This window comes from Xanthomonas euroxanthea (assembly GCF_903989455.1).
Taxonomy (GTDB): Bacteria; Pseudomonadota; Gammaproteobacteria; order Xanthomonadales; family Xanthomonadaceae; genus Xanthomonas; species Xanthomonas euroxanthea.
Map to the genome: position 1 here is coordinate 558138 of NZ_LR861803.1, position 14422 is coordinate 572559.

At 61.7% G+C, this 14422-nt stretch carries 13 protein-coding genes; 8 read left to right on the top strand and 5 right to left on the bottom strand.

Features of this window, described 5'->3' with window-relative positions; genetic code table 11:
• Positions 1–136 precede the first annotated feature (136 nt).
• Both H7A86_RS02345 and H7A86_RS02350 read right to left on the bottom strand, forming a co-directional pair.
• Positions 137–1528: an NAD(P)/FAD-dependent oxidoreductase gene (locus tag H7A86_RS02345; RefSeq protein WP_232099195.1), complete on the bottom strand. Its 1392-nt coding sequence runs from the start codon at positions 1526–1528 to the stop codon at positions 137–139.
• A 444-nt stretch (positions 1529–1972) separates the two neighbouring features.
• On the bottom strand, positions 1973–2809 hold the full coding sequence (locus tag H7A86_RS02350; protein WP_232099196.1) for a universal stress protein: 837 nt from the start codon (positions 2807–2809) through the stop codon (positions 1973–1975).
• 128 nt (positions 2810–2937) lie between these two features.
• Here H7A86_RS02350 and H7A86_RS02355 point away from each other — a divergent pair, with 128 nt between their 5' ends.
• On the top strand, positions 2938–3564 hold the full coding sequence (locus H7A86_RS02355; RefSeq protein WP_180708010.1) for a TetR/AcrR family transcriptional regulator: 627 nt from the start codon (positions 2938–2940) through the stop codon (positions 3562–3564).
• 190 nt (positions 3565–3754) lie between these two features.
• Here H7A86_RS02355 and H7A86_RS02360 read toward each other — a convergent pair whose 3' ends face one another.
• Positions 3755–4852, bottom strand: coding sequence for a hypothetical protein (locus tag H7A86_RS02360; RefSeq protein ID WP_119129433.1), 1098 nt, complete (start codon positions 4850–4852; stop codon positions 3755–3757).
• A gap of 157 nt (positions 4853–5009) precedes the next feature.
• Here H7A86_RS02360 and H7A86_RS21130 point away from each other — a divergent pair, with 157 nt between their 5' ends.
• A complete protein-coding gene (locus tag H7A86_RS21130) occupies positions 5010–7631 on the top strand; it encodes a methyl-accepting chemotaxis protein (RefSeq protein ID WP_119130395.1) in 2622 nt (873 codons plus the stop codon).
• A gap of 350 nt (positions 7632–7981) precedes the next feature.
• Here the strand turns inward: H7A86_RS21130 and H7A86_RS02375 are convergent, their stop codons facing one another.
• A complete protein-coding gene (locus tag H7A86_RS02375; RefSeq protein WP_119130646.1) occupies positions 7982–8833 on the bottom strand; it encodes an AraC family transcriptional regulator in 852 nt (283 codons plus the stop codon).
• 221 nt (positions 8834–9054) lie between these two features.
• Here H7A86_RS02375 and H7A86_RS02380 point away from each other — a divergent pair, with 221 nt between their 5' ends.
• The 4 genes from H7A86_RS02380 to H7A86_RS02390 all read left to right on the top strand — a co-directional run bounded on the left by H7A86_RS02380 (position 9055) and on the right by H7A86_RS02390 (position 10902).
• Positions 9055–9447 (top strand): hypothetical protein, encoded by a 393-nt coding sequence (locus H7A86_RS02380; RefSeq protein ID WP_119129435.1) that lies wholly within the window; start codon positions 9055–9057, stop codon positions 9445–9447.
• A 498-nt stretch (positions 9448–9945) separates the two neighbouring features.
• On the top strand, positions 9946–10212 hold the full coding sequence (locus H7A86_RS20855) for a hypothetical protein (RefSeq protein ID WP_232099198.1): 267 nt from the start codon (positions 9946–9948) through the stop codon (positions 10210–10212).
• Positions 10193–10387: a hypothetical protein gene (locus H7A86_RS02385; RefSeq protein WP_180496869.1), complete on the top strand. Its 195-nt coding sequence runs from the start codon at positions 10193–10195 to the stop codon at positions 10385–10387. The genes H7A86_RS20855 and H7A86_RS02385 overlap by 20 nt, the downstream gene beginning before the upstream one ends.
• 86 nt (positions 10388–10473) lie before the next feature.
• Positions 10474–10902 (top strand): MarR family winged helix-turn-helix transcriptional regulator, encoded by a 429-nt coding sequence (locus tag H7A86_RS02390; protein WP_232099200.1) that lies wholly within the window; start codon positions 10474–10476, stop codon positions 10900–10902.
• A gap of 94 nt (positions 10903–10996) precedes the next feature.
• Here the strand turns inward: H7A86_RS02390 and H7A86_RS02395 are convergent, their stop codons facing one another.
• Positions 10997–11707 (bottom strand): TetR/AcrR family transcriptional regulator, encoded by a 711-nt coding sequence (locus H7A86_RS02395; RefSeq protein ID WP_180708011.1) that lies wholly within the window; start codon positions 11705–11707, stop codon positions 10997–10999.
• Between the two features lie 164 nt (positions 11708–11871).
• Here H7A86_RS02395 and H7A86_RS02400 point away from each other — a divergent pair, with 164 nt between their 5' ends.
• Positions 11872–13011 carry a lipocalin family protein gene (locus H7A86_RS02400; RefSeq protein WP_119130402.1) on the top strand — a complete coding sequence of 380 codons (1140 nt, stop codon included), beginning with the start codon at positions 11872–11874 and terminating at the stop codon, positions 13009–13011.
• A 791-nt stretch (positions 13012–13802) separates the two neighbouring features.
• Positions 13803–14381 carry an anthranilate synthase component II gene (locus H7A86_RS02405; protein ID WP_104583518.1) on the top strand — a complete coding sequence of 193 codons (579 nt, stop codon included), beginning with the start codon at positions 13803–13805 and terminating at the stop codon, positions 14379–14381.
• Positions 14382–14422: the final 41 nt, after the last annotated feature.

Consider the following 14422-nt stretch of genomic DNA (forward strand, 5'->3'; position numbering starts at 1 on the left):
GCAGGAGATGGCTACCTCATGTGGATTGCCGGGGTGACTTCTCTGTCGGCACAGCGCAACCGACGTTGCGCACATCGTGGACGGAGTGCAGGCGGCAGACCGATCAATGCCGGAATGCCGCCCGGGCCAGCGCGGATCAGTCGAGCCGAATTCTCGGGTGCAGACGGGAGTTGAGCACGTCCACGAACCACATCAGGCTTCCTTTCCAGAACCCGTGCAGCCGCGATTGATGTTCCCGGTAGAGCAGTACGTGGCCAAGCTGGGCGATGCGGCCGCGAATCGTGACTCCCTTGAAGAGCCCGGCCTTTCCCAACGAGCCGTAGGCATCGTAGTCGCCCAACGACACCAGCGAACCCATGTCCCGATAACGAAAGGCCGGCAGGGCCGCGCCCTGCGTCATGATGGCGTCGATGTGGCGGACGAAGTGGTCGGCCTGCTGGTGAGCCACCTGAGCAGTCGGTGGCAAGGGGCGCTCGGCACCTTCCATGAGCAGGCTGGAACAATCGCCCAGCGCAAAGATGGCCGGGTCACGCGTCGTCTGCAGGCCAGCGTTGACGACCAACTGATTGGACCGCGTCGTCTCGAGGCCGTCCAGTTGCTTCAGGAACGCCGGCGCCATCACGCCGGCAGCCCAGACCACCGGGGAGGCAGGGATGTGGCGTCCATCGTCCAGCATCAAGCCCGCTGCATCGACCGAGGTCACGGTGGCATGCAGCTTGACGGCCACTCCCAGCGACTCCAGGCGTTGTTGCACGGCAGCTGCCACATCTGCCGGCAGCGCAGGCAATAGCCGTTCGCCGCTTTGGATCAGCAATACGCTGACGCGACTTTCGAGCTCGTCCGCGCCATATGCCACCGAGGTCTGCACGAGTTGAACCAGCTCGGCAGCGAGTTCTACGCCGGTCGCGCCACCTCCCACGATCGCGATGGTGACATCGTGCCTGGATGCGAGTGCCTGAAAGAGGCGGACGCGGACCTCGGCATTGAAGTGCACGGCCTGAGGACGCGAGTCGATCATGAAGCAATGCTCGGCGACGCCGGGCGTTCCGAAGTCATTGGCACGGCTTCCCACCGCCAGCACCAGTCGATCGTAGGCAAGCGTGCGCGCCGGAATCAGCTCCCGGCCGTCGGAGGCCAACAGCGGCGCAATGGAAATCGTGCGAGCCGCACGGTCCAATCCGCGCAACGCACCTGGCTGGTAGACAAACCCCGCGTTATGCGCCTGTGCCACGTAGGGGGTTTGTTGCTGCGAGATATCGCGGGTGCCCGCGGCAATCGTGTGCAGCATGGGTTTCCAGACATGTGCACTGTCGTGATCCACCAGCGTAATGCGAGGAGCATTGTTCTTTCGTTGCCACTTCCTGGCCAGCCGCGTGGCCACCTCCAGCCCGGCCACGCCGCCGCCGACAACGACCAGATGCGCTCTGCCCTGCACAGGCGTTGACCTGCCCGGAGCGCCAGGCGCTGGTGCTTTCATCGCCGGATTGTCCGGACCGGGGGCCTGCTCCAGTGGGTTGCTCTGAGTCAATGCATTGTCCTTTGGTTGGTGGAATTCACCACACGTGCGGAGCGGCGGCTGCGGACCGGCACAGGCAGGCCCAGGCGTCTCGAGCCAGGCGGCCGGGTGTGAAACCCTCGACACCACCAATGCGGATCCGGAGAGGTGCGTTGCTGATGCGGTTGCAGCACTGGCGTGCCGGGCGGTCATGTTCGCGCACATCCTCTGGGCGCCTTCGGCATGGAACCGTTGAGCCACCCACCGAACCGCTGCGGTGCTGCGTGCGACCGTTTGTCCAGGCGGTCGGGCAGATGTCGCTTACCGGTGGTACTGGATGGGCCGGCTGTCTGGGAAGCAACGTTCGGCCGTGGCCAATGGCTTGGCCCAGCGCAGGAAATTGGTGCCGTCGCGCGCGCGGCGTCATGCAGCAGGACGGGTACGCATGAGATAGCGAGTCCGGGTCACGTGCTGGTCCTAGTGCGACACGAACATCGGCAGGGCAACAGCCGAGAGCAGAGTCTTCGTCACTTCCTCGGCCGGTCCCTCGGCGATGTGGGTGTGGGCGCCGATCACCAGCATGTCGGCGTCGATCGAGGCTGCATAGGCCTGAATGGTTTCAGCAACGGACCTGCCACCGGAGGAGATGGCGGCGACGTCGACGGCAACCCGATGCTCTGCCAGAAACGCGACCATATCCACGCCGGGCGGATGACCGTGGCGTTCGGACGCCTTCTCCGGGTCGACCACGACAATCTTGACCACGTCTGCGGCCGCAAGCAGAGGCAGTGCATTGGTAATCGCACGTCCTGATTGCCGACTGCCGTTCCATACGACAAGGATCCTTGTCGCGACGGGCTTATCCGCCCATGTCCATGGGACCACCAGCAGCGACAGCCCTGACTCAAAGAGGATCGACTGTGTCGCCCAGCTCCGCGGGCTGCCCGAAAGCGCAGGGCTGGACAAGATCAGAAGATCGCAGCCCAGGGCATGCAGGGAGGATTCGCTGCTCGACTCGGCGAAGGAGATGATGCGAAGCTCGCCACTGTTGGCATGCCGCTGCACGGCGCTGCTCAGGCGCTGGCCCAAGGCAAGCAGACGTGAGGCATTGGTCGCTTGGCTGTGAGCCAGCACCTCGGCCACCGCACCGTTGATCGCGTGGCGATCGTGCACGGGGCGTGGAGCCCGATCCATCGCGGTTATCCCGATCAGGTGGCTTGCGTGCCGACCTGCCATCCGCGCAGCGGTCTCCAGCACGTGCAGCCCCTGCACGCTGGCATCGAACAGCACCGCGATGTTCTTCAAGGTAGACAAGCAGACCCTTTGTACGTGCGCCGTGGCAGACCACGCCTGTGCATTTAGAACGATCATTCTATTCTTTGCATCGTACTACAATCGAGCCAGCGACATAGTCGCGCCAAGCTTTGAGAGTCCCCCCGATGATGTCAGTTGTCTCCGACCCCCTGGATGCTCAAAAGGGAGAGATGCGTCGCCAGCAGGTGCTTGATGCCGCCGCCATCTGCTTTCGTCGGCATGGCTTTCATGGCACCAGCATTGCGCGGATCTGCAGCGAAGCCGGCATGAGCCCCGGGCACATCTACCACTACTTCGCCAACAAGGACTCAATCGTCGAAGCCATCGCCAGGCGAGAGGAGCACGACATGGCACAACTGGCCCGCGAGGTGGAGCTCGACCCCCTGGGCGGGTCGGTCGCAGAGCGACTCACGCGCCTGGTCGATGCATCCCTGGCCAAGGTGCTTGAGCCGGAGCACGTGCAGCTGCGTCTCGAACTTGCAGCCGAAGGAGCGCGCAACACGGCTATCCATCGCATCCTCGCCCAGTCCGACGCCATCGTCCTGAAGCAATTCATCGATGCGGCGGAACGATGCGGCCTTCCGCCGGGAATGGATCGTACGCAGCTGACGACTGCGATGATGATGATCACGGCAGCCTTCAATGGCTTCATGGTGCGTGCGGCAACCGGTCAGCAGGCCGATAGGCAGGCGATTGCCAAATTCGTGAAGCAGCTTATCAACGCACTGCTGGAGCCTGCGCATGCCCCGCCGTAGGGGCGAGTGAGTCCAGCGGATCAGATGTGGGCGGCGCTCTGGCGCGCTGTAGCTACGACAACGGCCTGGTGTCACGCCCTTCCATGTCGTCTATGCATCGTCAACGCCTCGGCCTGTTGCTTTGCCATGCAACGGGAAAAGGCGCCACGGGAGGCGTACGCAGGCAGGTCGAGGGGCCGCGAATGCGCCGTCAGAAATAGAAGCCGATATTGAGGTTGAAGCGCGAGTGCCAGCGCGACCGCTCGCCATCATCGATCCCTATGCCGTTTCCACCTGCAAACCACATGTTCTTGCCCGCAATCCAGTCCAGATAGGTCAGCATCGCTCCCTTCTTTACACTGCAGCCGGTGACGTTCTGCACGGACGAGCGCACGCCAGGTCCACCGCTGTAGGGCATCGTCTTGCTGAGATTGTTGTAGCAAGTGACGTCTTCGAGCCACCCTGTCTTGCCGAAGGAATAGGCAATGTTCGCGGTGGGCACGTCCGCCTCGGCGGCGATCTCGAACGGGAACAGGAAGGCCGACATCGCGATCCGGTCTCCAGGCACGTCATAACGGTAACGCGCCCACTGCAGCTGGGTAGTCCAGCGGCCGGCGGTCCATTGCGCATGGACCGCTGCACTTCCATATCCGTGACGATTGCGGTCCGTGTTGTTCAGGATGTGGCCGTAGAACGCCGATACACCGAGGGCTGCGGTTCCATGGGTCATCGCATAGCGATGTTCATAGCGCAGATTGATGCGATGGCGTTCGCGATATGGATGCGCATCTGTATCAGCGACGTCGAACGAGTAGCGATCGTAACGGGCGCCGTCTCCATATTCATCGCCCAGGAACCATCCGATGTGCAGCGTATTGCTTTCGTCTGTCCGTGTCACAACAACACCCGGATCGTAGTCATCCTCAATGCCGAGGTAATAACCCGATCCGAACCAGAAGCTGTTCGAGGCGGTCGGTAGCAAGCCGAATGGCACTTGCTGGATCCCCGCCTTGACGGTGATACGGTCGCTCACGTTCCAGCCCACAAATGCGTGGTGCACGGCATCGAACCCGTCGTACCAGCGATGCTGGATCGACACGAAGACCGGTCCGGTGCCTGCGTTCAGATCCACCCTGAGCAATTCAAGGTCCAGCGGTTGGGACGGCGCGTAGTCCAGCCACCCGTAGTTGAAGCGCACAGCGCCCCCGAGCTTGGCATAGGTTTCGTTAGCCGCTGCATCCTGGGCGGCCGCATTGCTGGATGCTGCGATAGGCGCAAGCAATAGCAATAGCTTGGATAGTCGTTTCATCGGGTATGTGTGGCGGACATTGTTGGGCAGTCCTATATCGGCCGTAAGCTCTGCGGCCTGAGGACCGCGTGGCGCTCAAGTTCGGGTGTTGCATGTCGATATCCAGCGGAGCAGGGGTGCCCGAGCGCGGCGCGCCAACTTCATTTCGGGAGCATCGATGAGCAGGCGGTTGATTCGTCGCAACAGTGTGGCCAGTCGCTTGATGATTGGAACGGGGATCTTGGCGTTGCTGTGCTTCGGCTTGACGGCCGCTATCAGCTATTGGCGCAGTAGCGAGGCGTTACTTGGGTCATCCCGGGAGATGCTGCGCGAAGTGGCGCGTCACGAGGCCAGCGAAATCTCATCGGACGTTGGGTCCGCCTTCAACACGGGCGCGACCCTGGCCAATACGTTCCGCATCGAGCGCAAGGCCGATGGCGTGAGCCGCGCGTCGGCCGCGTCGGTGTTGCGCGAGCAATTGCGACTGCAAAAGAACTGGCTGGGCATCAGCACGCTCTGGGAGCCCGAGGCGTTCGATGGCCGCGACTCTGCCAATATCAACGCGCCATTTCATGACGCGACCGGACGCTTCATGGTGTATTGGTCGTACCAGAAGGACGCGTTGGTGCGGGAGGCCTTGCATAGCTATGACAAGCCGGGAGAAGGGGACTGGTACCTGGCCGCCCGCAAGAGCCATGCGCCGGTGGTACTTGAGCCGTATTACTATCCGGTGGCCGGCGTTGACACGCTCATGACCACCTTGAGCACGCCGATCATGGAGGATGGCCATTTCCTCGGCACGGTCAACATCACCATCTCCCTGGATGCGTTGCAGAAACGGGTTGCGAGGCTTCGCCCGCTGGACGTCGGGCAGGCGATCCTGCTGTCGCCGACTGGCGCGGTGATGGCGAGCGCCGACACAAAGCAGGTCGGCAAGAAGATGACCGATGCTCATACGCAAGCCATGCTCGCTCAGGTGCGCTCGGGGAAAGTGAGTAGTGACGAGACACAGCTGGCTGGAGCTGATTGGCTGCGGGTGTTCGTGCCGTTGCGTCTGGGGGAGGCGCCAGAGGTCTTTGCGCTCGGCATCATGGTTCCCAAGCACCACGTCATGGCGCAGGCCCGCTCCTTGCTTTGGGTGATCATCGTCGTGGGCCTGCTCTCGGCTGCCTTGCTCAGCGCCGCACTCTATGTCTTGTTGCGCCGCCAGGTGTTGGCGCCCCTGGCCGAGGCGGTGCGTGTATCTGCCGCAGTATCGTCCGGCGAACTCAATAGCCGGATCGCACCCCGTCGTCAGGATGAGATGGGCCAGCTGTTGCTGTCGATGGGCACGATGCAGGCGCAGCTACGCGCGGTCATCGAGGCCCAGGACGACATGGCGACGCGGCATGATGCCGGAGAGATGAGCTACCGCATGAATGCAGAGCGCTTTCCAGGCGAGTACGGCCGGATGGTGGCTGGCACCAACGACCTGGTGGATGCGCATGTACAGGTCCAGCGGCAACTCGTCGCGGTCATGTCGCGTTACGCCGTAGGAGACATGCAGGCGGATATGCCGCAACTGCCGGGTGAGAAGGCGGCGCTGAGCGACGCGATGGCAGCGACCAAGCGCAATCTCCAGGCGATCAACCGCCAGATTCTCGCGTTGGCGCAGGCTGCCGAGTCCGGAGACTTCTCGACGCGAGGCGATGCCGCTGCGTTCGATCACGATTTCCGCGGCATGGTGGAGGGGCTGAACAATCTGATGCAGACCACCGATATCAACCTTGCGGAACTCTCCCGCCTGCTGCAGTCGATTGCCGCCGGCGACCTTACCGCGCGGATGACCGGCGACTTCCGCGGCGTCTTTGCTCAAATGCGCGACGATGCCAATGCCACTGCCAGCCAGTTGGCGATGATTGTGAGCAGCATCCAGACCTCGGCGGTTTCCATCAAGGGCGCCGCCAGCGAAATCGCTGCGGGCAATCAGGATCTGTCGCAACGAACCGAGCAGCAGGCCGCCAACCTTGAAGAGACAGCTGCATCGATGGAGGAGCTGACGTCCACCGTCAGGCAGAATGCCGAGGGCGCGCACCAGGCGAACCAGCTCGCCATCGGCGCCGCCAGCGTCGCTGCCCAGGGTGGGCAGGTCGTGAACCAGGTGGTCGAGACGATGAGCGGTATCGAGGCCTCTTCCAGAAAGATTGCCGACATCATCTCCGTCATCGACGGAATAGCATTCCAGACCAACATCCTGGCATTGAATGCTGCAGTGGAGGCGGCACGCGCGGGCGAACAGGGCCGTGGCTTTGCGGTTGTCGCCTCCGAAGTGCGTACCCTCGCACAGCGCTCCTCCGGCGCGGCCAGGGAGATCAAGCATCTCATCGACGACTCGGTGCAGCGCGTCGGCGAAGGCTCCATTCTGGTGCACAACGCCGGCAAGACCATGAGTGAAGTGGTTGCGAGCGTACAGCGCATGACCGACATCATGGGCGAGATTTCCGCCGCCTCGCAGGAACAATCGGCCGGCATCGAACAGGTCAACCAGACCGTCACCCAGATGGATGAGGCGACTCAGCAAAACGCAGCGCTGGTGGAAGAAGCCACGGCGGCTGCGCGCTCGCTCGAAGATCAGGCGGTGCAGCTCACCGATGCGGTTGCCGTGTTCAAGATTGAAGGGAGCGCCGTCATAGCTGCCCGGCAACGTACGCCCGCTCCGGTGGCCCAGCACCTTGCGAATAAGAGCGGGAAGGTCGGTGCAGCAAAGCCTCGGCTGGTGAAGAGCACGTCGACCAGTGACGGTAGGTGGCAACAATTCTAGTGTCGGTGGTCTGGACACCGCCTGGAAGATGTTTCAGGTGCTGCAGCAGTGGCGGCCGCCAGAACATCGCAGCCAGTACGCGGCAGCCGATCGTCCAGTGTTCGTTGATACCTCGCACAAGGCCCGGCATCGTCCGGGCCTTGTGCGCTTGCGCCGTCGCCACACCCAGGTACCTGCCGGGCAGCTGACCTGCTGGCAGTCAATGCCTGCCTGGAACGTGGGCGTCACATTCGGATTGCATAACAAGCTGCGGATTTGGGTCGCCGACTGAACTGCAGCATGCCGACCAATCCCTATCCCTGCATTGTTCGATTCGGACCAACTTGCGCGTTGGAATGTTGCCGACCCACTCAGGACGAAATTTGCCCGGGGAGCATGATACCGGGCACAGCGGCAGGCTCATCGCGGCTCGTTCTATCAGAGAGATATCGAGCGGGAGGCTTACCAACCGTCTTGCGGAACATGGTGACGAACCCGCTGGCGTTTTCGTACCCCAGCTCCAACGCCACGGTCTGCACGCTTTCACCCTTGGTCAGGCGCTGAAGCGCAAGGATCACATGCAGCTGCCGACGCCAGCGTCCAAAGCTCATTCCTACTTCCTGCAGCAGGAGACGGCTGACACTTCGCTCACTCATGCCAATTCGGGTAGCCCAATCGCTTTTTGCGGTCTTGTCTGTGGGGTTGGCCAACAGCATGTCCGCGAGGCGACGTAATCGCGGATCGCGTGGCATTGGCAGGTGCAGATCCTCCACAGGAGCCGCCGCTAATTCATCCAGCAACGTGGCAATGAGCCTGTCTTCCCGGCTCCCAAACACATACAACGCGGGGAAGCCAGCCGCTTTCAGAAGCAGCTCCCGCAGCAAGGGCGACACCGAGATCGTACAACAACGTCTGGGAAGATCCGATGCGGCATTCGGTTCCACAAACAGGCAATAGCATTCCGTTTCCCCCGAGCCACGTGCCGCATGTGGCAAGTCTCCCGGGATCCATACAGCGCATTGTGGCGGCACGATCCAGACGCCATCTTCGATTTCGCAGTTCAGAACTCCGCGGACCGAGTAAATCAGTTGTGCCTTGCGGTGACGGTGCGTGGCATGTTCCCAGTCCTCGGTGACTGATGTGGCACTCAGTGAGACGACAGGGCGGGGGACATCATCAACATCCCCGGTCACAGCCAGGCCGGCGAGGGCGATGTTCGACATCATGCGTGTCAACCCACGGATCAAGGAGGGGCATTGGCCTAATCGAGAAATAGTATGGCTAGATTGCGCAATGACGTCTAGGTATCTCCCCAGCTATTGTGTATTCCATCATTTTTGGCTTGTTAAAGCTTTGCTGTCCGATGCAAGAGATGTCGCTTTCTTTTGGCGAGCCGAGCCGACGCCGCCAATGATGATCCATCTATTTTCGAAGGAATATTTGCATGCAAATCGATGCTTCGCAGTTTCCAATAACATGGATGAGAAAAAGTGTGTCAGACGCAGGTTCTGCGATCTCTCCTTTCGTCGCATTTGAGGCGCTGCTCGCACGCAAGGAAGTCTTTCTTCTGATCAATGAGGATGGGCTTGATGGCGGTGAACATTCACATTCACCAGAAGAAAAGAAGCAGATGTCGCTATGGATGAAGCGTCACAAGAATGAGCTCCGCGCCTATGTCAAGGCGGCTATCTATGTTGAGAAAAGTAGCGCCAGGCGACTAGCTTCCAGGGTGTTCGCGTCGATGTATGAGAAGTTCTGGGGCTATCCCATGCTCATGGTCGCCACCAAGGATGAAGCGCTGACCCTGGCGCGTACATTGTTGCCAGGCAATCCTTAGAGACATTGTGAGCATTCTTCTTTGCAGGATCGGCTTGCTTTGTGGAAGTCTTTTACGTTCAAGTCTGGCGTTTATCGGCGCAGCGCGTTACTAGCCCTCTCGGCCGCGTGGCATGTTTTGGTGTTCTGGAGTCACGAGATGACATCTCTTTTTTCGCCAGCTCTTGCGGCTGAAACGCCCTGCCTGGCATTGGTGACACTTGTTCCGGCATTGGCGCTTTCTATTGGGATGCAGGTAGATCGCCCGAGCAAGGCGGATGCGATTGCGGCCGACTGCGATAGCGCGCGCTGTCCACCGCACGGCCGGCCGGTCTGTGATGGGTGGAACGGTTTGTGGCCTGAAACCAGTGCGGGTTAGCGAATGAGTCTGCCGTCGCTTGCAGGCGGCTGCGGCGAGCACAGCTCCGCGTAGCCATGATCCCTCAGGCGGGGCTGACGGCCTTTAGGCAGCGTTTCGACGTCGCAGTTGGGCAATCAACCATCCAACCTTCTGCGAAGGGTGAGCAAGCAGTCCATTATCAGGGTCTTCGTCCATGAAGCTGTCGGTAGCCCTCTTCTTGAGTTTGCCGTGTGCCCTCTCATCGTGCGGTTCGGAGCAGGAAGTTCATCAGCCAGTTTTGATCTCCATAAGAAGGCGGTCATTGCTTATGTCGAGCGATCAAGCTATCCGAAGTTGCAGGGCGCTACAGAAGCGGACATGTCATTTAAAGAAGGCGGACAAGATCGAGGTCTTCGAGGGCATGTGCATGGAAAGTCCGCGCTATGAGGGGCGTGTCATTGCGGCCGTCTGGGGCGATCCGGAGATGATCAAGCTGGCAGGCAAGACGCTGATCGGAGCCGAATTGGGCAAGCGTTACGGCGTGTCGGATATTCCCGGCTTCAACCCGAAATCGCTACGCGAGTATTACGGTTCTCCACATCCCCGGTTCGATCTCCACTGAAGCGTGGGATTTCCGTGGACGTTGCTTTGTCAGGCAGTCTGAGCGTGGCATCTTGAAGCCATGTTTACCAAATCAGGAATGCGCCAGTGCGTGACAGCGACGGGGTAGGTGCCCAACTATCGTTTGCCCTGTATGGAGCAGCCAACCGGGTCATGCGGCTGCACAAGCAGTTCCTGGATCCGCTGGGGCTGACCTTCCCTCAGTACCTGGTGATTCTCGAGCTGCTGCACAGCTCGCCGCGCACCGTGGGCGAGTTGTGTACGCGTCTTGGAATGGATACCGGAACGATGACCCCGCTGCTGAAGCGGCTGCAGGCTGCCGACATGGTGACCCGCACGCGCGATGTGACCGACGAGCGCCGCGTGTTTGTCGACTTGACTGATGCGAGCCATGCCATCGGAGCCAAGGTCCGCGCCGTTAACGGCCAGATCAGAGCCGCTTGCCAGCTGGACGAAGCGGGCTTGGACAACCTTCGTCATACGCTGGAAGCGTTGGGGCATCCCGCAAGCGAATGAGCCGGGATGCGGCGGCTTGCTCCCGACTGCAAAGTTGTGTCTTCGCCGAATCGTCAACCCCGTTGAAGAAACGACCTGCGGCGCTGCCGGTTGCTCACGCATCGCTTGCGCGTACGGCGCGGGTATCTGGTTGCGAAGGCCTTTCCAAGACGCCATGCAGGATGATGTCGAGCACCTTTCCCAGGTATTTGCGAATGGCAGCAGGCCTTGCGCTGGGTAGCGTCCCAATCAGGACCAGGCGTCTCGGGTGAGCAACCAGCGCGTCGTAGATGAACGGCGCCATCTCCGCAGCAAGCGGGGTGATGGGCTGGCCCTTGGAGGCCGCCTGCTCCAGCAGCGACTGGATCAGCAACGCCGGGGTGCGATGAAGCCAGGCAGCAAGTTGCGAATGGAGCCCTGGTCTGCGCTCGGAAATTCTTGCCACCAGCGCTTCCATGGCCACGACCTCGGCGCTGAGTGAGGCATCGAGCATGCGCTGCGCCACATACAGCAGCCGGTCCTTCAACAGTCCATCTGGAACCGACAAGGCAATCGGCTGCAGCAAGCGTGCCGCACCGTGCTCGATCGCCGCTACCACGAGAGCGTCGCGCGATCCGAAGCGGGCGTACAGCGTCCGTTTGGAGGCCTGGGCAGCAAGCGCTATGCCGTCCATGGTCACGTGCTCCTCTCCATGCTCGACTAACTGTGCCAGTGCGACCTCCAGAATGTGTCCGTTCATCTTGGCCGCCACGTCGCGTGTGGGGCGGCCACCTTGACTGGCGCGCGGTGGGATGAGCTTGTCGGGGCGAAGATGGGAATTGGACATGGACGGACTGAACGAAGGGGCTTCCCATTGTGCCGGTTTCGCGCCAGCTGAAAAAACGAAACTGCGTGGTATAGTTTTTTGAGGCAGGCATTGCGGCTCGGCTGCAGGCCTTCGCCACGCGCCTGGGCAATCCACCATCGACTGGAACATGGAGAACGCTATTCATGAACGACGACTACAGCGCCAAATACAACGCGATCAAGCACTCGGAGGCGCCGGTCACGCTCGCAGATGAGGCGACCCACTTCGAGGCGCTGGCGCTTCCGTCCAGCCAAACGGACATCTGGGAAGAGACTGCACTGGGAGTGGTCGCCGAGGCCGGCGAGTACGACGTACTGCTCTGGGCCGCCGGCTATGCGCTGTTCGGCAACGGCAAGGGCCTATGGGGCGAAGGCGCCTCTGCCGAGCGTGAAATCCAGTTGATCGTGGTCCCCAAGTCCCAGCGCGGGTCGATGTCCGACAACGATTTCGTGCGCGTGGGCTGGACGCCAGGCGAACGGCTCAAGGGAGACAAGTTCAAGGTGACCAGGAGCGAAGATGCGGTGACCTGGGATTTCGATGGCCTGCGCTTTGTCGCCCAGCCGCCCCAATGGCGGCTGGAGGGCCACGCAGGCGATGCGCAGTTCGACCTACGCTATGCGCAGAAGGGCGCACCGCTCTGGAACTGGGGCCCCTTCGATAAGGCGAGCGAGAACGACCGCGCGGGTTACGACGTGTTCGTTGGTGTGGAGGGCACCATCGAAACCCCGGCGTACCAGCTCGAACTCAGCGACGGCTATGGCGTGCGTGAGCACATCATCACCGGTCAGTCGAACGATCCGATCAAGAACCTACCTGCGCCCAACTGGATGTGGTGGCTGTACACGATCCAGGATGACGTCAAGATCAACTTCTTCCAGCCCCGGGACGGAATGCAGCTGGGCTTCGTCAAGTACGGTGACAACAAGCAGGTCAACATCAACGCCGCCAGCGGTGAGGGAGACATCGAGTTCGAGGTTCTGGAAAAATGGGAGGACCCGCGCACCGGCATCAACCTGCCCGTCAAATGGCGGCTGAAGATGACCAACGGTGACACGGTGGTCGACGTGCACATCGCCGCGCACGGCCGCGCATACAGCCACTGGCCGGTTGCCAGCGGCACGCGCATCTATTGTTATCTGCTGTCGACGATGACCGGCCAGATCCGGCTACCGGACGGGCGTTCGGTGCAACTGAAGGAACACCTGACCGTCAATTCGTTCTGTCGCACCATCCTGACCGCGAGCGAGAGCAGCCAGGGGCCAACGTTCGAGCCTTTGGCCTGACCGCAGGTGCCCAGCGCCATGGCGGGATTACTGCATGGCGCTAGGTAGCGACGGACGCGCCCGCGCCGGCCCGGTGCTCTCGGGCTGTGCAGGTCATCCGCATCCACCGGCGGCCACTGGACCTGGATACGCACCATGGCCTCCGCACGCATCGAGCCTGCTGGGGTGACTGCGCACCAATTGGATTCGCACGCATCGGCGATAAGCGTGAGCGATCTGCTGGGGCCGCGCCGGTGGCCCATGTTCAGCATGCTGCGCAGCATCTGGTGGCGCAGCGGAGCAGCCGCACACCACGCATTTCGCCAGCCTGCCCGAGCCTGGGCGCATCGGCATCTGCTGCGCGCTCCGGGCCTGCCGAGGCTCATCTGTAAGCTCTGCGCAACCCTCAAGATCGCTTTCATGCTTCTTGTGCGCCCTGGCGAATGGCGGCAGGCTGGTGGACGGATATCGACCGGGACGCAGGCGCGCGTCCAATGCCCGGCTGAGCGGATCATCAGCCGATAGGGAATCTGCCGCGTCCAACCTTGCCTGGCACCGCCCATGTTGACGGTGACGTCGTTGCAGCGCCGGGGCGCCACCGGGGCCACTGTGCACCGGACTCGCCAGCCCCAGGCCGATGTGCGGAATGATCCGTTCGGGAAGCCGAGGGCAAGCCCGTGCGAAGATATGCCATGCGTGGTCCCTGTCGACCCCGGCACCTGGTGCATCAACCAAACAAGCGGGTATCGGAGCGGGTATCAGCAGTCTCATCGGGCACATGGCCCTTTTAAAAACAGATAGATAGGCCAACTATGTTGCTGATGCTCGATAACTACGACAGCTTCACCTACAACCTCGTGCAGTACCTGCAGGCGCTGGGCGCCGAGGTCACGGTGGTGCGCAACGACGCGATGAGCGTGGATCAGATCGCCGCGCTCAGGCCCGAGCGCATCGTGATCTCGCCCGGCCCGTGCACCCCGAACGAGGCCGGCATCTCGCTGCAGCTGATCGAACAGCTGGGTCAGACCACGCCGATCCTGGGCGTGTGTCTTGGGCATCAAAGCATCGGTCAGGTCTACGGCGGCGATGTGATCCGCGCCGACAACATCATGCATGGCAAGACCTCGCCGATCCGTCACCAGGGCAAGGGCGTGTTCGCCGGCCTGCCGGACAGCTACGAGGCCACCCGCTACCACTCGCTGGTGGTGGACAAGGCCACCTTGCCCGACGCGCTGGAAGTCACTGCCTGGACCGAGCATCCGGATGGCTCGATCGAAGAGATCATGGGCCTGCGTCATCGCCAGTTCCCGGTCGAAGGCGTGCAGTTCCATCCCGAGTCGATCCTGACCCAGCATGGTCACGCCCTGCTGAAGAACTTCCTGCAGCGTTGATCGCAATGCGTACCGCGTGCGTCGCAAGGGCCGCTGCAACC

What these genes read in the sequence shown, in the direction of transcription:
- H7A86_RS02405 (WP_104583518.1), top strand. Translation starts at nt 13,803, where the DNA reads ATGTTGCTGATGCTCGATAACTACGACAGCTTCACCTACAACCTCGTG.
- H7A86_RS02380 (WP_119129435.1), top strand. Translation starts at nt 9,055, where the DNA reads ATGCAAATCGATGCTTCGCAGTTTCCAATAACATGGATGAGAAAAAGT.
- H7A86_RS02400 (WP_119130402.1), top strand. Translation starts at nt 11,872, where the DNA reads ATGAACGACGACTACAGCGCCAAATACAACGCGATCAAGCACTCGGAG.
- H7A86_RS02355 (WP_180708010.1), top strand. Translation starts at nt 2,938, where the DNA reads ATGTCAGTTGTCTCCGACCCCCTGGATGCTCAAAAGGGAGAGATGCGT.
- H7A86_RS02395 (WP_180708011.1), bottom strand. Translation starts at nt 11,707, where the DNA reads ATGTCCAATTCCCATCTTCGCCCCGACAAGCTCATCCCACCGCGCGCC.
- H7A86_RS02375 (WP_119130646.1), bottom strand. Translation starts at nt 8,833, where the DNA reads ATGTCGAACATCGCCCTCGCCGGCCTGGCTGTGACCGGGGATGTTGAT.
- H7A86_RS02360 (WP_119129433.1), bottom strand. Translation starts at nt 4,852, where the DNA reads ATGAAACGACTATCCAAGCTATTGCTATTGCTTGCGCCTATCGCAGCA.
- H7A86_RS21130 (WP_119130395.1), top strand. Translation starts at nt 5,010, where the DNA reads ATGAGCAGGCGGTTGATTCGTCGCAACAGTGTGGCCAGTCGCTTGATG.
- H7A86_RS02385 (WP_180496869.1), top strand. Translation starts at nt 10,193, where the DNA reads ATGGAAAGTCCGCGCTATGAGGGGCGTGTCATTGCGGCCGTCTGGGGC.